Below are 18397 nucleotides of genomic sequence, written 5' to 3' on the forward strand. Positions count from 1 at the left end.
CAAAGCCCCGGACGCATCAGCGTTCGGGGCTTTGGGCTTTTGTACTTCCGCGCTGCAATAGGGCTAAGGGATTTCCCGTAGCCCTATTGCCAAGCCCGTTGAATCTCAGAATACTGAGACTGATGGGGAATCATTCAAATAATTCGTACCTTCCCCGGTCCCACGTAACAGTGGATTAAAAAGGATGGAGGATCGAGACATGACTCTGGCAGCCAAAATACGTACACACAAACTATCTTCCAATGCGACCCTGTGCGCCTCAGGCTATAACCTGATTGGCGCCGATTCGCCGGCCATCGAGGCGATGACCGATTTTTCGCGGGTAACGGCAGTCACCGTCAATGCGGCGGCCTCGCTGGCCGAAGCGAATGCGATGATGATTTCGCGTGGTGTTCGCCTGCTGATGGTGAGCGGGGCGGATGACCAGGTCGTCGGCCTGATCACGGCACGCGATATTCTGGGTGAGAAGCCGATGCAACTGGCCCTGGCGCGGGGTGGCAAGCGCGATGATTTAACAGTCAAGGATCTGATGGTTGCCGTCGGCAACATCGATACGCTGTATTTGAGCGAGGTCATGAATGCCCGCGTGATCGATATCCTGAATGCCCTGAAGAGTCAGGGACGCCAGCACATCATGGTCGAGGACGTCGATCCGGCGACCGGCCTGCCGCGCGTGCGGGGCATCTTCTCGGCGACCCAGATCGGCCGTCTGTTGGGCGTACCGGTGCTGGGCTTCGAGTTGGCGAGTACATTTGCCGAGATCGAGGCTGCACTGGCCAACTGACACCGCCACGGGTTTCTTATGGCAACACGGGATGAATTGCGCCGATTGGCGTCAGAGTCGCTGGTTTCGCACTTTTCCGATTTGTGCGAAGGGGCGGTGATCGTCGACGCCCAGTCCCGTGTCGTCTGGATGAACGACCATTATCCTGGGCGTCTCGGGATCGTCGATCCGTCGCTGGCGATTGGCCAGCCGATTGAGCGTGTCATTGCCAATAGCCAGATGCGTCAGGTGGTCGAGAGTGGCAAGCCGATCATGCTCGACATCATGGATGTCGGAGAGGAATCCTTCGTCGTCAGCCGCTTGCCCCTACGGGATGCGGCGGGGATGGTGGTCGGTGCGGTCGGCTTCATTCTTTACGACGATCCACGGCACCTTGCGCCGGTCGTTTCCCGCTACCAGCAGTTGCGGGCCGATCTAGCCGATGCCGAACGTAAATTGGCCGAGGCGCGGCGGACCAAATATACCTTTTCGAGTTTTATCGGTGCCGGCGAGGCATCGACCGAATTGAAGCAGGCTGCCCGCCGCGCCGCCCGTACGGCTTCATCGGTGCTGATCCTCGGCGAAACGGGGACCGGCAAGGAGTTGCTGGCCCAAGCCATCCATGCCGCCAGTCCGCGGGCCGACCGGCCATTCGTCGCGGTCAATATCGCCGCCGTACCGGAAACGCTGCTCGAAGCTGAGTTTTTCGGCGTGGCGCCAGGGGCTTATACCGGGGCCGACCGGCGCGGCCGGGAGGGCAAGTTCAAGCTGGCCGATCACGGTACGCTCTTTCTCGACGAAATCGGCGACATGTCGCTGGCGCTCCAGGCCAAGCTGTTGCGAACCTTGCAGGAGAGGGAGTTTGAGGCAGTCGGCTCGAATCGCCTGGTGGCCGTTGATGTGCGGATCATTGCCGCGACCAGTCGCAATCTTGAGCAGATGGTCGCCGATGGAACATTCCGGGCTGATCTTTATTACCGGCTGAACGTCATCACTCTGAACACGCCACCGTTGCGTGAGCGTCCGGAGGATATGGCGCTGCTGGCGGAGTATCTGATCGAATTGATCTGTCGACAACTGGATATTCCGGCCCACGATATCAGTTCGCCGGCCTTGAATCGGCTACTGCGGCACGACTGGCCGGGTAATGTCCGGGAATTGGCCAACGTCCTTGAGCGCGCCTTGCTGATGACCGATATCGATCTGCTGGAGGTCGCAGATCTCGAACGGGTGATGCCCAAGGTGCGGGATTCGGTCCCGGCAGCGGGCTCAAACGTGATTGGCATGGCCGAGGCTGTGGCGCAGGCGGAGCGCAAAGCCATTCTGGCGGCACTGGATGAAAGTCGGGGCAACAAGGCCCAGGCAGCGCGCAGCCTGGGGATCTCGCGTGCGGCGCTTTACGAAAAAATCGCGGCCCTCGGCCTCACCGCCGATGCCGCCTGACCTGTCAAGCCGGGCGGACATGCTGTCTGCCCGGCTTGACGTTTGATTGCTGCGGTCGACGGTCAAAAAAGCATCAATTTCAATTTGCTCAATGACTTGAGTGCCTTGGCATGTAGCGTGCAATAGAAGTCGGTCTAATAACTTATATTGGAGATAACCGTGGACTTTCTGATTGTACTGGCCGCCTTGGCCTTCCTGATGTTCGTCGCCTACCGTGGCTACAGCGTCATTCTCTTCGCCCCGATCTGTGCCCTCGGCGCGGTCCTGTTCGTCGATCCCAATCTGGTGGCACCGATGTTCACCGGCCTCTTCATGGACAAGATGGTCGGCTTCGTGAAGAATTTCTTCCCGGTCTTCCTGCTCGGCGCCGTTTTCGGCAAAGTCATCGAACTGTCCGGTTTCTCCAAGGCCATCGTTGCCTCGGTGATCAACCTCATTGGTCGCGAACGGGCGATGCTTGCCATCGTCGTTGTCTGCGGTTTGCTGACCTACGGAGGGGTTTCGCTGTTTGTCGTCGTTTTCGCGGTCTACCCATTCGCCGCCGAGATGTTCCGCCAGGGCGGTATTCCCAAGCGCCTGATTCCCGGCACCATCGCCTTGGGCGCCTTTACGGTGACGATGGATTCGTTGCCCGGTACGCCGCAGATCCAGAACATCATCCCGACCACCTTCTTCAAGACCGATATCTATGCCGCGCCGTGGCTGGGTATCATCGGTGCCGTATTCATCCTGGTCAGCGGCCTGGCCTATCTCGAATGGTCCCGTCGTCGTGCCGCTGCCGCCGGTGAGGGCTATGGTGAAGGCCATCTCAACGAACCGGAGCCGTTCGAGCACGAGAAGCTGGCCCATCCGCTGATTGCCATCCTGCCGCTGATCATGGTCGGCGTCATGAACAAGGTATTTACCAACCTGATCCCGGCCTTGTACGGCGAAAAAGTCTCCTTCATCCCGGCCGTCATCGGCAAGGTCGCACCGGTGGTGCAGCAGACCAAGGCGGTCGCCGCCATCTGGGCCGTCGAAGGGGCGCTGCTGATCGGTATCGCCACCGTCTTCGTCTTCGCCTGGAGGACCGTTTTCGCCAAATTCGCCGAAGGCAGCAAGAGCGCCATCGGCGGTGCCCTGCTGGCGACCATGAACACTGCCTCCGAATACGGCTTTGGTGCCGTGATCGCCGCGCTGCCCGGTTTCCTCGTCGTCGCCAATGCCTTGAGCGCGATTCCCAATCCGCTGATCAACGAAGCGATTACCGTCACCTCGCTGGCCGGCATCACCGGTTCCGCCTCCGGCGGCATGAGCATCGCGCTGGCCGCGATGGCCGAGACCTTCATCGCCAATGCGCAGGCGGCCGGCATTCCGCTCGAAGTCTTCCACCGCGTCGCCTCGATGGCTTCCGGTGGCATGGACACGCTGCCGCACAATGGCGCGGTGATCACGCTGCTCGCCGTGACCGGCCTGACCCACCGCCAGTCATACAAGGATATTTTCGCCATCACCTGCATCAAGACGCTGGCCGTCTTCGTGGTGATTGGCGTGTACTACGCGACCGGTATTGTTTGAGATACCTATAAAAACAGCGAGGAGATAAGCCATGCCCATGTCACGTCACCCGATTGCCGCTTCATTGCGCGCGTCCGATACCGGCAAGATCGTTTCCGCCCGCGACGCCGTCCGTTTGATCAAGGACGGCGATACCGTGGCGACTGGCGGTTTTGTCGGGATCGGCTTTGCCGAAAACATTGCCATCGCCCTTGAGGAGCTGTTTCTCGAGAGCGAGGCGAGCGATCAACACGGCCTTGGCCGGCCGCGCAACCTGACCTTGGTCTATGCGGCCGGGCAGGGGGACGGCAAGGAGCGCGGTCTCAACCACTTCGGTCATGACGGCCTGGTCGCTCGGGTGATCGGTGGCCACTGGGGTCTGGTCCCCAAGTTGCAGCAACTGGCGGTGACCAACCGTATCGAGGCCTACAACCTGCCGCAGGGGGTGATCACCCATCTCTTCCGTGACATCGCCGCCGGCAAGCCGGGGACGATCACCCGGGTCGGCCTCGGCACCTTCGTCGATCCGCGTTTCGGCGGCGGTAAGCTGAATGAAATGACGACCAAGGATGTCGTCCGGCTGATGGAAATCGATGGCGAGGAATACCTGTTCTACAAGGCGCTGCCGATCAACGTTGGCATCATTCGTGGCACGACGGCAGATCCGGACGGCAACATCACCATGGAGAAGGAAGCCTTGACGCTGGAGGCGCAGGCCATCGCGATGGCGGCGCGCAATTCGGGGGGCATCGTCATTGCCCAGGTCGAACGGATCGCCGAGCGCGGTACGCTGAACCCGCGCCAGGTGAAGATTCCCGGCATCCTGGTCGATTGCGTCGTGGTCGCCGAGAAGCCGGAATACCACGCCCAGACCTTCAGCGAGCAGTACAACCCGGCCTATGCCGGCGAGATCAAGGTGCCGATGTCGGCGATTGCCGCGATGCCGATGAGCGAGCGCAAGATCATCGCGCGGCGGGCGGCGCTGGAGCTCAAGGCCAACGCCGTGGTCAATCTCGGCATCGGCATGCCGGAGGGGGTCGCCAATGTCGCCGCCGAGGAGCAGGTCATCGACCTGATGACGCTGACCGCCGAACCCGGCGTGATCGGTGGCGTGCCGGCCGGCGGCCTGAGTTTCGGCGCGGCGACCAATGCCCAGGCGATCATCGACCAGCCAAGCCAGTTCGACTTCTACGATGGCGGCGGGCTGGACATCGCCTTCCTCGGCCTGGCCCAGGCCGACCAGCAGGGCAACCTCAATGTCTCCAAGTTCGGCCCGCGGCTGGCCGGGGCGGGGGGCTTCATCAATATCTCGCAGAATGCCAAGAAGGTCGTCTTCGTCGGCACTTTCACGGCCGGCAACCTGGAGGTTGCGGTCGACGCCGGAAAACTGGCCATTCTTGAAGACGGCAAGGCGGTCAAGTTCGTCAGCGAGGTCGAGCACCGGACCTTCAGCGGTCCGCAAGCCGCCAAGTGGGGCAAGAGCGTGCTCTACATCACCGAGCGCTGCGTCTTCAAGCTGACCGCCGACGGCCTCGAACTGACCGAAATCGCCCCCGGGGTCGATCTGCAGAAGGACATCCTCGACAAGATGGAATTCAAGCCGATCATGCACGGCGAGCCGAAGCTGATGGATGCCCGCATCTTTACCGATGCGCCGATGAACATCCGGCCGGAGATGCTGGAGCGGCCGATGGCCGAGCGCCTCTCCTACGATCCGGCACAGAACCTGTTCTTCGTCGACTTCGCCGGCCTCAGCGTGCGCAGCGAGGCGGATATCGCGCGCCTGCTGGAGGCCGTCGAAAGCAAGTTGGCGCCGCTCGGCCACAAGGTCAACGCCATCGTCAATTACGACCGCTTCACAATCCTGCCAGAACTGGTCGATGACTACATCGGCGTCGTCAAGGGCATCATGGAACGGCATTACCACGACGTGACGCGCTATACCTCGAACACCTTCCTGCGCATGAAGCTGGGCGAGGCGCTGGAGAAGCAGCAGATCCCGCCGCACATCTACGAAAGCGCCGATGAGGCGCAGGATAGGTTGGGCGGAGCCGGATAACCCTGTTGGCGGCGTGGGATGACATCGGCAAGGAGCAAGGTATCATTCGCCGATTACTGCGGTCGACACAGGTTCAGGCATGAAAATCATCTCTTCGGGTCCGCTTGCCGGGCGGAAAGCCCGTATCGCGCTCGCGCTGGCTGCCCTGGTGGCAGTCGGCGTCTTTCTTTTTTCCGGCTCCGCGCCGCAGCCGGCGGCATTGCCTGACAAGGCCGCAGCCAAGCCGGCACTGACGGTCAGCCTGACCACGCCGCAGAGCGAGGAGTGGCCGCAGGTACTGGCCGCCAACGGCAATGTCGTGGCCTGGCAGGAGGCAGTGATCGGTCCGGAAATCAGCAATTACCGGATTACCGAAGTGCTCGCCCAGGTCGGCGACAAAGTGAAAAAAGGCCAGGTGCTGGCGCGGATTGCCAGCGATACCGTGGCCAGCGAACTGGCCGAAGCCAAGGCATCGGTGGCCGAACTGACGGCCAGCGCCGGTGAGGCGAAAAGCAATGCCGAACGGGCTCGGGAACTGAAAGCCCAGGGTTTTTACAGTTCGCAGTTGTTTGCCCAATACCAGACCGCCGAGCACACCGCTGCCGCCCGCCTCGCCGCTGCCCGCGCCCGGGCCCAGGCCGCCGAGGTCAAGATGAGCAAGACCGTCGTCCTGGCATCTGATGACGGCGTGATCTCGGCGCGTGCGGCGGCCGTAGGCTCGCTGACTCAGTCGGGGCAGGAACTGTTCCGGCTGATTCGCGGTGGCCGGCTGGAGTGGCGGGCCGAAGTGCCCTCGGTCGGCCTGGCCAGGGTCAAGGTCGGCGGCGTGGCCCGGCTGAGCAACCCGAATGGTGACCCGGTCGTCGGCCGGGTACGGGCGGTGGCGCCCAGTGTCGACCCGCAAACGCGCAACGGTTTGGTCTATGTCGATCTGCCGGTCAGCGACGCCCTGCGCGCCGGCATGTTCGCCCGTGGCGAATTCGAACTCGGGCGCAGCCCGGCCCTGACCGTACCGCAGACGACAGTCGTTTTGCGTGAAGGCTTCGCCTACGTTTTCCGGCTGGAAAATCGCGACGGCGAGGTCGGGCGCGTCGCGCAGAGCAAGATTGTCGTCGGCCGGCGCCTCGGCGAGCGTCTGGAAGTTGTTTCCGGGCTGGCGGCGCAGGCGCAGATCGTCGAGTCCGGGGCCGGTTTCCTGGCCGATGGCGATGCGGTGAAAATCGTCGCCGGCAGCCAAGCGCAATGAACGTCTCCGCCTGGTCGATCCGGAATCCGACGCCGGCTATCCTGCTCTTCATCATGCTGACGCTGTTCGGCGTCATGGCTTTCAAGGCGATGAAGGTGCAGCAGTTCATGGATGTCGATCTGCCGACGGTGACCGTCACCGCCTCGCTGCCCGGCGCGGCGCCGGCCCAGATGGAAACCGAGGTGGCGCGCAAGATCGAGAATTCGGTGGCGACGCTGCAGGGCATCAAGCACATCTACACCAAGGTGCAGGACGGGGTCACCGTCGTCACCGTCGAGTTCAGGCTGGAAAAGGCGACACAGGATGCGGTCGACGACGTGCGCGATGCCGTTTCGCGTATCCGCTCCGACCTGCCGGGCGACCTCAAGGACCCGGTGATCGCCAAGGTCGACCTGGCCGGCAGTCCGATCCTGACCTACACCGTGGCCTCGAGCCGGATGGACGACGAGGCGCTCTCCTGGTTCGTCGACAACACGGTGACCAAGTCGGTGCTCAGCGTGCGCGGCGTCGGTTCGGTGGCCCGGGTCGGCGGTGTGACGCGCGAGATCCGCGTCGAGCTCGATCCGGCCCGCCTGCTCGCCCTCAATGCGACGGCAGCCGATATTTCGCGGCAATTGCGCCAGATCCAGCAGGAAGCCTCGGGCGGTCGCTCCGACGTCGGCGGCATCGAACAGTCGGTGCGCACCATCGCTACCGTGCAATCAGCGGCCGAACTGGCGGCGATGGACATCCTGCTCTCCGACGGCCGCCGCTTGCGCCTCGACCAGGTGGCGACGGTCAGCGATACGGTCGGCGAGCAGCGCTCGGCGGCCCTGCTCAACGGCAAGCCGGTGGTCGGCTTCGAAATCGTCCGCAGCCGCGGCGCCGGCGAAGTCGAACTGGCGACCAATGTGCGGGCGACGCTGGAAAAACTGCGCGCCGAACATCCCGACATCACGATCACCGAAGCCTTCAATTTCGTCGATCCGGTCGAGGAGAACTTCGAAGGCTCGATGTCGCTGCTGATCGAAGGCGCCATCCTGGCCGTGATCGTCGTCTGGCTCTTCCTGCGCGACTGGCGGGCCACTTTCGTTTCGGCGACGGCGCTGCCGCTGTCGATCATCCCGGCCTTCGCTGCAATGCACCTGATGGGCTTCACGCTCAACGTCGTGACCCTGCTTTCGATGTCGCTGGTGGTCGGTATCCTGGTCGATGACGCCATCGTCGAGATCGAGAACATCATGCGCCACCTGCGCATGGGCAAGACGCCGTTCGAGGCGGCGATGGAGGCGGCCGACGAAATCGGCCTGGCGGTGATCGCCACCACCTTCACACTGATCGCCGTCTTCCTGCCGACCGCCTTCATGAGTGGCGTCGCCGGCAAATTCTTCGTCCAGTTCGGGTGGACCGCAGCCATCGCCGTTTTCTTCTCGCTGGTCGTTGCCCGCCTGCTGACACCGATGATGGCGGCCTACATCCTGAAGCCGCTCAGTGCCGAACATCACGAACCGCGCTGGCTCAAGGTCTATGCCGGCTGGGCCGCCTGGTGCCTGAAGCACCGCCTGCTGACCATGCTGGCCACGGTCGTCTTCTTCGTCGGCTCCTTCGCGCTGGTGCCGCTGCTGCCGACCGGCTTCCTGCCGCCGGACGATCTGTCGCAAACCCAGGTCTATGTCTCCCTGCCACCCGGCAGCACCTTCCAGGAAACGCTGGCCGCCGCAGAAAAGGCGCGCGCCATCGTCGAACGGCACCCGCACGTGAAGATGGTCTATACCGCCATCGGCGGCGGCGCTGCCGGCAGCGATCCGTTTGCGCCGCGCGGTGCGGCCGAGGTACGCAAGGCGACACTGACCATCAACCTGACGCCACGCAAGCAGCGCGGCGGCGTCACCAAGCAGGATGTCGAACGCGAGTTTCGCCTGGCCCTGGCCGAACTGCCCGGCGTTCAGTTGAAGGTCGGCTTTGGTGGCTCGAACGAAAAATACGTGCTGGTGCTGGCCAGTGAAAACGGCCCGCTGCTCTCCGAACATGCCCGGCTGGTCGAGCGCGACCTGCGCAGCATCCCCGGCATCGGCAACGTGACGACGACGGCCAGCCTGGTCCGTCCGGAACTGGTCGTTCGCCCCGATTTCGCCCGCGCCGCCGACCTCGGCGTCACCTCGGCGGCGATTGCCGACACCTTGCGCATCGCCACCGCCGGCGACTACGACCAGAGCCTGGCCAAGCTCAACCTGGCGCAGCGCCAGGTGCCGATTATCGTCAAGCTGCCGCCGGCCGCCCGCCAGGATCTTGGGCTGCTCGAACGGATGACGGTGCCGGGCAAACACGGCCCGGTGATGATCGGCAATGTGGCGAGCCTGAGCATCGCCGGCGGGCCGGCCGAAATCGACCGTTACGACCGGCTGCGCAACATTAATTTCGAGATCGAGTTGAATAACCAGCCGCTCGGTGAAGTCGAGAAACAGGCGCTGGCCCTGCCCAGCCTGCGCAACCTGCCGCCCGGCGTCATCCAGACCACGGTCGGCGATGCCGAGGCGATGGGCGAGCTGTTCGCCAGCTTTGCGCTGGCGATGGCGACCGGCGTGCTCTGCATCTACATCGTGCTGGTCCTGCTCTTCAAGGATTTCGTGCAGCCGGTGACCATTCTGGCGGCGCTGGTCCTCTCGGTGCCGGGCGCCTTCCTCGCCCTCTTCATCTCGCACACGGCGCTGTCGATGCCGTCGATGATCGGCCTGATCATGCTGATGGGCATCGCCACCAAAAACTCCATCCTGCTCATCGACTACGTCATCCTGGCCCGCCGCGACCACGGCCTCGACCGCTGGAGCGCCTTGCTCGACGCCTGCCGCAAGCGGGCGCGGCCGATCGTCATGACGACGGTGGCGATGGGCGCCGGCATGCTGCCGATCGCCCTTGGCATCGGCACCGACCCCAGCTTCCGGGCGCCGATGGCGATCGTCGTCATCGGCGGCCTGATCACTTCGACCTTCCTCAGCCTGCTGGTCATTCCGGTCGTCTTCACCTACGTCGACGACCTGATCGGGCGGGTCCGGCGGCTGGCGGCCAGCCGCTGAGCTGGCAAAATAACGGGGCGCTCGCCAGCGCCCCGTCTTGGATCCCTGTCTGCCGGCCGTTCGGACTCAGAAGCTTTTCTTGAAAACGCTGGGGTAAGGCTCGGGCTGGGTCGGCTCGCCGCGGCCGCGGGTCGTTTGCTGGCTTTCGGCCAGCGCTTCGTAATAGTCGTAGCGATACTGGCGGCTGGCTTCAGCCTTGCTGGCGAAGGCTGCTTCCGGCGTCGTCGTGCTGCCGGCCGGCAGCGGCTCGCCCTTCAGGTCCTGCGGCTGGACGTATTTGTTACCCGGCTTGCTGCTGGCCAGAGTCGCCTTGACGTAACGGTCGACGGCGCGCTTGACCTCGGCCAGGGTAACGGCGTTGTCCTTGTTGCTGTCGATTTGGTCGAAGAACTCCGGGGCACGCGGGAATTCGGCGTTGGCCTCGGCCCGCGACAACTTGCCATCCTTGTTCTTGTCGGCGGCGTGGAAACGTTCCTCGAACCTGACCTGGCTGAGCGCATCTTTCGCCGGTTCGGCAAGGGCAACGGTCGACAGCAGGGCGAGCATGATTAGTGAATAGCGCATGGTTTTTCCTGGTTGGGACAAGGTCGAAAAATTAGGACAAATGCTTGGCATAAGCGCGATTATTCCATGTTCGGCTAGCGCAATCGCCGCCGGCATCACCTTGACTCCGGCGCAGAGCGGCCGAACGTGATGGTGTAGAACAGGTCGAGCGCGTTGTCGCTGCCGGCCCGGCCGATCAGCGAGACCTGGCGGTTCAGGTTGACGGTCAGCTTGACGATGCTTTCCGCCTTGCCGAGCGCCTGTTCGTAGGAAAGCATGGCGTTCGACGACAGGCGCTTGCCGACGCTGAGGATCTGGGTGCCGGTCGTCGCCGTGGTATCGAAGTTGCTGCCGGCGACGCGGCTGCTTTGCTGGCGGCTGCCGGTGTCGCCGATGCCGCCCTGGCGGACGCCGAAATCGTCGATCCCGAAGCCGCTTTTCAGTTGCTGGACGACGCCGCCCGAATCCTTGCCGAGCAGGCCACCGGCGGCCGAGAGCAGCACGGTCGCATCGCCGGCACTCATCTGTTCCGGGCCGTGGCCGAGGACCAGCCAGGCCAGCTTTTCGGCATCCGGCAGTTCCGGGTCGGAAACCAGCTTGACGACCGGCCGCTGCGCCGTGCCGCTGATCTGCACGCCGGCCTCGACGGACAGCCCCTTGCGGACGGCGCGGACGTCGAGTCCCGGGTTGTCGAGCAGGCCCTGGAAATTGAGCACACCGCGCTCGATGGCCAGTTGCTGGCCGTAGGCATCGAAGCGCCCGTCGCGGGTGCGGATGCTGCCGCTGGCCCGGGGCAGGTCGCGGCCGCTGGCGCGCAGCCGGATGTCGCCGACGAGGCGGGCGGTCAGGCCGGCGCCCTTGAACAGGAAGCTCTTGCCGAGATCGGTGCTGAGATCGAGGTCGAGTTTCGGGCGCAGGCTGCTCGCCGCCTTCTCGCTGCCCGGCCGCTTGATGACGACATCGTCGGACAGGCTGGGGGCGCCGCTGGCGGCCAGTTGCCAGTAGCCGGCATCGACCGCCAGCTTGCCCTTGGCGCCGAGCGTGCCGCCCTGCCAGCTCAGCCGGCCGTCGCCGGAAACGGCCACCCACTGATCGGGGAGCTGGAAGACACCGAGCCGCTCAAGACGGACGTCGAGGAAGGCATTGTCGGCCCCAGTGCTGCGGTCGACCTGCATTTCACCGGTTATTTCCAGGCGGCCCGGGCGCTTGTTCAGGCTCTCGACATCATTTTTGGCGGCGAGCAGCAGCGGCCGTGGCAAGGCTTGCAGCAGGCTGTCGAAACCCAGTTTCTGGACGCGTAGCAGGTTGTTGGCGAGCGTGACGTCGAGTTCGCCGTTGGCCAGGTGCAGCCCCTGCTCGGGCAGGCGCAGGGCCAGTTTCTCGCCGCGGAACTGACCGTTGGCCAGCGGCAGCGTCGGTGTGCCGGCGACCTGCAGTTCGCCGCTGAAGCGGCCGGCGCTTTGCCATTGCTCGCCGAGCAGTTCGCTCAGCCAGCCGAGATCGGCGACGTCCATTTTCAGTTTGCCCAGCCAGGCTGCCTGCTGGTCGAGCGACCAGGCGCCGCGTAGGCCGGCTTTCAGTTCGCCGTCGACCTGGCCGATGCGCGGCCCGCGCCCGCTCAGGCTGGCCAGCAGTTGCTGCTGGTCGGCCTCGGCCAGCAGGCTGGCCTGCCAGTTGTTCGGGTTGCCGTTCAGTTGGGCCGGGCCGAAGCGCCAGTGCTGGGCCGCCAGGTGTACCGGGGCGGGGGCGCTCAGCTGGAAGCTGCGGTTCTTGTCGTCGGCGTTCAGCTCGGCGCTGAGCAACTGGCCGCGCCAGCTCGTGGCGCCGGCTTCGCTGAGCAGGCCGCCTTCGGCACTCAGCGCGAATCGGTTCTTGCCGGTCAGTTCGGCGCTGGCGCTCAACCGGTGGGCCTGGTTGCTGCCGCTGGCCTGCAGGTGCAACTGTTTGAGCAGGTCCGGCTGGTCTGGCGTCGCCAGGCTGGCGACGGTCAGATCAAGGCGCAAGGGCGAGTTGGGCTGGCCGGCGGCATCGGCCTCCAGCTTCAGGCCATTCAGGCGGACGACGCCGGGCAGGCCGAGTTTGGCGGCCTGCAGCCGGGCGGCCAGTTGCGGTTGCTGGACGCTGCCGGCTAGGTCGAGCCGGCCGCTGATGCCGCCTTCCAGGCCGTAGAGGGAAAGCTGCGGCGCCGCCAGGTCGACCGTCAGCCGGTCGCCCGGCCGCCCGAAGGCGCCGCTGGCCTGCAGGCGGTTGGCGCCGGCGAGCAGTTCGATATCGGCCTGCGGGATGCGCGGCCAGTCGATGCTCAGGCGGCCGCGGCCGCTCAGCGGCTGGCTGGCGAGCTGGCTGTCCTTCAATTCGAAGCTGGCACTGAGTAGCGGACGCGGCGCCAGTTTGCCCGCGCTCTTGAAGCTGGCATTGATCCGGGCCGGCGTCACTTTGGCAAAGCGGCTGGGGTCGAAGCGGTTGAGTTCGCCGGTGGCGGCAAAGTTCATCTCGTCGTTCAGCGTCAGTTGTCCATGCGCCGCCAGCCGGGCCGGGCCGGCCGTCAGTTCCAGCCGGGGCAGGGTCAGCACGCCGGCGGCGTGGCTGGCTGCGGCCTGCAGGCGGAAAGTCGGGTCCTGCAGATCGAGCGTGATGTCTTGCCGGTTGGCGCTGACTTCGGCCGAAATCGGGCCGTTCAGGCGGGTCGACCGCAGGGCTGAAACAATTTGGGCGGCATCGAGTTGGCGGGCCTGCAAGTTCAGGTGCAGCACCTGAGCCTGCCAGCGCGCCTCGCCGTCCAGGCTGCTCTTGCCGCCGAGCTTGGCCTGCAGGGCAGCGAAGCGGCCGATGCCGTCCTGCCAGGCCAGTTGGCCGCTCAGGCTGGTCAGTGGCAGCCGTTGGCGGTCGAGCGCTCCCGGCTTGGCGTTGCTCAGTGAAAAATGGCCGGCGATGCCGCTGCCCTGCGGCTGGAGATCAGCCCGCAGGCTGAGGCGGGCGGCCGGGGCGCTCTTTTGCCAGGCGGCCGGGTCGAGTTCGTCGAGCGCGAAGTGGGCGCTGGCGAACGGGGCGTCAGCAAACGGCGTCAGCACAGCCTGCGCTTCACCCTGCAGGCCGGCCCGGGCGCTGGCGGCCAGTTCGAGGCGGGCGAGCGGGCCGTTGGCGCTCAGGCTGAGGGCGAGCGGGCGTTGATCGAGCTGGCCATTGATTTCGGCGCTGGCGGTCAATTGCAGCGGAGCCTGGGCGGCGAGTCGGGCTTGCCCGGTAAGCAGCGTGTCGCCGCTGCGCGCCGAGAAGTCCTGCAGGCTGTAGTGCTCGCCATCGTGGCTGAGGTGGCCGACGAGATCATCGGCGGCCAAGCCGTCGCCAATTTCCAGGCGGGAAATGGCCACTTTTTCGAGGTCGACCGCCAGAGGCAGGCCCAGCGCGCTCGGTGGTGGCGTTTTTTCGTCGCTGCCGACGATGTCGAGGCGTAGCTTGCCGATGCTCAATTCGGCGACTTGCAGCCGGCCGTGCAGCAGGGCGCCGGGTGACCAGTCGAGGTGGATTTGCTCGGCATGCAGGTCGAGGCCGGGGCTGGTCCAGCGCAGGCTGGCCAGATCGAGCCGGCCGAGCAGGCTGCCGGTGCTGGCGGCGATCTGCAGGCGGCCGCCGCTGGCGCTGGCGGCCAGTCGGCTGGCCGCGTGCAGGCCGCTTTCCGTGGCCGTCAGCCACAACGTGCCGCCGGCCAGCGTGCCGAGCAGGGCGGTGGTGGCAAGGCCGAGGGGACGCAGCCACATGATCAGAACGGGATGGCCAGCGAGAAGTGCAGCTGGATTTCGGCGGTGCGCTGGCCGTAGGCGAGGTCGACGCCGATCGGCCCGGCCGGGCTGCGCCAGCGGGCGCCGACACCGTAGCCGACGGCGAGGCGGATGTCCTGCAGGTCATCGACCGCATCGCCGGCATCGACAAAACCGGCGATGCCCCAGCTTTCGTTCAGCCAGTGCGTCGCTTCGGCGCTGACCACGCCGAGATAGCGGCCACCGACCGTGGCATTGCCTTCCTTGATGCCGAGGCTCTGGTAGGCATAGCCGCGTACCGAGCCGGTACCGCCGGTGCGGAACAGGTAGTCCTGCGGGATGTGCTGGCGTGAATCGGCCAGCGTGTAACCGATTTCACCGCGCAGGGTCAGCAGGTTGTCCTTGCTGAGTGGGATGAATTGCTGCCAGCGCGAGTGCAGGCGGACGAAGTTCTGGTCGGAGAGCAGCGCCTTGGTGCCGCCGCCGACCTGCGCCTGAAGCACGATGCCCTTGTGCGGGTCGAGCGGGTTGTCGACGCGGCGCCAGGTCCACATCACGTTCGGGACCAGGGCCCGGCTGGTCGTCGCCAGGGCGCCGTCCGGCTCGCGCCGTTCTTCCTGCCAGTTCAGCGACAGGCGCTGTTCGATGCTGCCGCGTTGTTGCACGGTCTGGGCGCCGAAGGCGTAGCGCTCGGTCTTCAGGCCCTGGATGTCGGTGCCTTCGGCCATCAGGCCGATGCTGTTGCGCCGGTTCTTGTCGTCCGGCGGCAGAAAGACGTCGGCGTAGGCGGTCTGTTTCTTCTGTTCCAGGCGCAGGCCGGTATCGAATTCCCAGGCCTGATTGAAGAAGTCGGGCGTGTGGTAGTTGGCCTCGACGCGGGCGCCGGTGTTGGAACTGATGCCGGCCCCGAAGGCAACCCGGTGCGCCGCCCGTTCGCGGACGCGGAGCAGGACGGGGGCGGTCACCGTGCCGTCCGGGCCAATTTCGCTGTCCATGTCGAGGCTGGCCTGGACCGAAGAGAAGTAGGGGCTGGCCTGCAGCGTCGCTTGCAGCGCGTTCAAGCGGTCCTCGCGGTAGGGCTCACCCGGCAGCACCGTGCGGTTGTAGCGCTGAACCAGGTCGGGCGCGTAGCGCTGCAGGCCGCTGATCTTCAATTCGCCAAAGCGATAGGGCGGGCCGGCGTCGTAATGGGCGCGCAAGGCGGCGCGCTGCGTTTCGGTATCGATTTCCGCCGCGCTGTCGAGCAACTGGGCGGCTGCGTGTTCGACCGCCAGCAAGCGGGCCAGCACCTGCTGCTTGGCCTCGCTCCAGTCCTCCTGGCGAAACGGTTGGCCGACCGGCAGGCCCCAGCCGGCCAGCAATTCCTCCCGGGTTTTTGCCGCCAGCGGGCCGTCCACCGCCAGATCGACGCTGCCGATTCGGGTCTGCGGGCCGGGCGTGATCGTGACCTGCAAATCGCCATCCTGCTCGTTGAACTCGAAGAGTGGCGAGAAATAACCCTCGGTCGCCAGGATTTCGCCGAGCAGTTCCTGCAGCTTGCGCTGGCTGCCGGCGGTGTCCGGCAAATAGGGGGTCAGCAGTTCGCTGATTTCTTCCGGCGCGCGCAAGTCGATCTCGCCGGCGGCCAGCGGGCTGGCCAGGGCGAACAGAAACAAGGGAAGAAAGCGGCGGGCGGCCGGGCTGTCAGGTAATAACACCCCGGCATTTTACCCGCTACTCGGCGGCCGTCTGGCGCGGTAGCAGCAGGAAACTTCGCGGTTGTTGCCGGAAGCGCTGCCAGATAGCGCTGAGCAACGGTCCCCAATGCTCGAACTGGATGCGGCGGGCGCCGAGTGCGGTGCGCAGGGCCAGCGCAAAACTGACGACGAGGTTGACGAAGCCGATGGCGGCGACGCCGAGCACGGCCCATAGCACGGCCTTGAGCGGCAGTGCGAAGTCGAAGGCGGTCAGGGCGTAGCCGAGATTGGCCGAGGCGAAGGCGATATGCCGGATATCGAGTGGCAGGCCGAGGATGGTGCCGATGACGCCGGTCGAACCAAGCATGCAGCCGAACAGGAAATTGCCCATGATGCCGCCCAGCCGGTCCTGGATGTAATTGCCGACCCGGATTGCCCGCGCCGCGCCGAACAGTCGGCGCAGCCAGCGCAGGCGGCCAATGCGCAGGCCGACCTCGGCATAGGCCGCCTGATTGTCGAAATAGCCGGTGATCAGGCCGGACAGGAAAAGATAGAAGCCGGCGATGGCGGCATGCGGCAAGGCCCAGCCGAGCAGGTTGAGGTCGGCCAGCAGGTGGGCGCCCTTTTCCAGCGGAATCAGCTGCGTGCCGCTCAGCCGGCTCAGGCCATAACCGACGGCGATGGCGATCGGCAGCGCGACCATGACGTTGCCGGCAATCGCCGCCAACTGGCTGCGGCAGACGGCGGCAACGACGTCCACCAGGCGTTCGAGGTCGGCACTGCGCCGCGGCTTGAGGTCGCCGAGCAGACCGGCCAGCGTCTGCGCCGTCATCGCCGGCTGCTTGGTGGCGACCGTCATGCCGAGCAGGTAGATGAGGACAAAGCCGAGGCCGTAGATCATGCTGAACATGAACGCTTCGCCGAACAACGGGGCGTGCAGCGTCGCCGCCTTGATCTTGAGCAGCGCCATCAGCCCGATCAGCACCCCGGCGCCAGCCGCCGAGCGCCACATGTGACCGTAATCGGACGGCGTTTCGCAAATGTAATGCTCGCCCGAGCGGGCCGCATTTTCGGTAACGCGGACGGCGAGCAGGCGGGACAGTTGTGTCATGTAGAAACGCAGGCTGTTGCGCCGGTTCTCGGCGACGAAGGCCTCGCGGGCAAAACTGGCCCAGGCTTCGATCGCGCTGCTGCGGGCAGTCAATATGGTGAGCAATTCCTCCAGGCGGAGCAGGCATTGTTCGCTGCGGGTCAGCAGATAGGATAGGTGCAGGCTGGTGCCGACCGTCATTGCCCGCTTGCGGATGCGCTGCAGGCTTTCCCGGCACTGGGCGGCAATCACTTGCAACTGGCTGCCGTCGTCCGCGCTCAGGCTCGGATCGTTGAGGGCGGCGCGCATGCTGCTGACGAAATCGAGGGCTTCGGCCGAGAGGGCGATGAAACTCGGGGTGTCGTCATCGAAATTGGTGCTCGCCCGCATCAGTTCGCTTTCGACACCCAGACCGCTGACCCGGTGGGCGAGCAGCAGCACGGAATCGAGCATCTGTTCCTGGATGCCGCGCCAGTCGAAATTATGCAATTCCTCGCTTGGTGCGAGCAGGGCCCAGAAGCGTTGCGAATATTCGGGCGGGATCTGCTCCATCCAGCGCCAGTCGGTCGAGCGATCGTAAACGACGTGCAGGCAGTCCTTCAGGCGTCGTTCATCGGGCGCCTCGGGCAGGACCCGGTTCCACAGGATGCGCCACCACTCGGAGAAAAAGCCGGTGCCGGGCAGGATGCCGCTGTCGGTGAAAAAGGTGACCAGCCGGCGGGTGGCGAGGAAATGCACGACATGGCCCCGGAAAGCGCTGAGCAGGGCAGCATCGTTTTCCAGAATATCCAGCATTTCGGCATAGCGCAGGGCAGCCTCGCCATCGTCCCAGTTGCGCGGACGCAACTGGATGACCAGTCGGCGCACCAGTTCGAGGGGATCGGCCTGCGGCTCGCGGAAGGCCAGCAAGGCCTCGTGCAGCGGGTTGCCGACTGCTTGGCTCTTGCCGAGCAGCCAGTGCAATATTTCACGCATTTTTGTCATTAAACTGTTTTTTTCGCTCAACATCGAAGCATGATTGTCGGATAATCAGTTACCCGGATCGATTGTAGTTGTGTAACGGGCCGGGGCCGGCAAGTGCCGCCGAATCGTGCTCTAATGGGTGAAGTCAATAAACAATACGTAATGAAATGAAGCAGTTTCCGCTTACAATACGCCGTCTAAATTTTTTCGACAGGGATATCTCATGATCAAAAACATCGCCAAGAAGTCGCTGGTTCTGGCCCTGCTGGCCGGTATCGGCTTTGCTGC

10 protein-coding genes are annotated in these 18397 nt (G+C 64.8%); 6 read left to right on the plus strand and 4 right to left on the minus strand.

The genetic code is table 11. The annotated features are described in order from the left end of the window. Positions 1-199: 199 nt before the first annotated feature. From AT959_RS11770 to AT959_RS11795, 6 genes are all read left to right on the plus strand, one after another. Entirely contained in the window at positions 200-784 is a 585-nt protein-coding gene (locus AT959_RS11770; RefSeq protein ID WP_083518369.1) for a CBS domain-containing protein, read from the plus strand. 18 nt (positions 785-802) lie between these two features. Beyond that, positions 803-2206, plus strand: coding sequence for a sigma-54 interaction domain-containing protein (locus AT959_RS11775; RefSeq protein ID WP_066883312.1), 1404 nt, complete (start codon positions 803-805; stop codon positions 2204-2206). A 159-nt stretch (positions 2207-2365) separates the two neighbouring features. Beyond that, the gene (locus tag AT959_RS11780; protein WP_066883313.1) at positions 2366-3763 is read left to right on the plus strand and encodes a GntP family permease; all 1398 of its coding nucleotides are present in this window, start codon (positions 2366-2368) and stop codon (positions 3761-3763) included. 31 nt (positions 3764-3794) lie between these two features. Then, positions 3795-5801: an acyl CoA:acetate/3-ketoacid CoA transferase gene (locus AT959_RS11785; protein WP_066883315.1), complete on the plus strand. Its 2007-nt coding sequence runs from the start codon at positions 3795-3797 to the stop codon at positions 5799-5801. A gap of 79 nt (positions 5802-5880) precedes the next feature. After that, a complete protein-coding gene (locus tag AT959_RS11790; RefSeq protein WP_066883317.1) occupies positions 5881-7026 on the plus strand; it encodes an efflux RND transporter periplasmic adaptor subunit in 1146 nt (381 codons plus the stop codon). After that, positions 7023-10079 carry an efflux RND transporter permease subunit gene (locus AT959_RS11795; protein WP_066883319.1) on the plus strand — a complete coding sequence of 1019 codons (3057 nt, stop codon included), beginning with the start codon at positions 7023-7025 and terminating at the stop codon, positions 10077-10079. The genes AT959_RS11790 and AT959_RS11795 overlap by 4 nt, the downstream gene beginning before the upstream one ends. 66 nt (positions 10080-10145) lie before the next feature. Here the strand turns inward: AT959_RS11795 and AT959_RS11800 are convergent, their stop codons facing one another. The 4 genes from AT959_RS11800 to AT959_RS11815 form a co-directional block, all read right to left on the minus strand. Beyond that, positions 10146-10643, minus strand: a complete 498-nt coding sequence (locus AT959_RS11800) for an EF-hand domain-containing protein (protein ID WP_066883321.1) — start codon at positions 10641-10643, stop codon at positions 10146-10148. A gap of 95 nt (positions 10644-10738) precedes the next feature. Further along, positions 10739-14380, minus strand: coding sequence for a translocation/assembly module TamB domain-containing protein (locus AT959_RS11805; RefSeq protein ID WP_066883323.1), 3642 nt, complete (start codon positions 14378-14380; stop codon positions 10739-10741). Positions 14381-14382: 2 nt separating this feature from the next. Further along, positions 14383-16077, minus strand: a complete 1695-nt coding sequence (locus tag AT959_RS11810) for an autotransporter assembly complex protein TamA (RefSeq protein ID WP_066883325.1) — start codon at positions 16075-16077, stop codon at positions 14383-14385. A 16-nt stretch (positions 16078-16093) separates the two neighbouring features. Continuing rightward, positions 16094-18130 (minus strand): site-specific recombinase, encoded by a 2037-nt coding sequence (locus AT959_RS11815; RefSeq protein ID WP_157651289.1) that lies wholly within the window; start codon positions 18128-18130, stop codon positions 16094-16096. Positions 18131-18397: the final 267 nt, after the last annotated feature.

The organism is Dechloromonas denitrificans (assembly GCF_001551835.1).
Classification (GTDB): domain Bacteria; phylum Pseudomonadota; class Gammaproteobacteria; order Burkholderiales; family Rhodocyclaceae; genus Azonexus; species Azonexus denitrificans.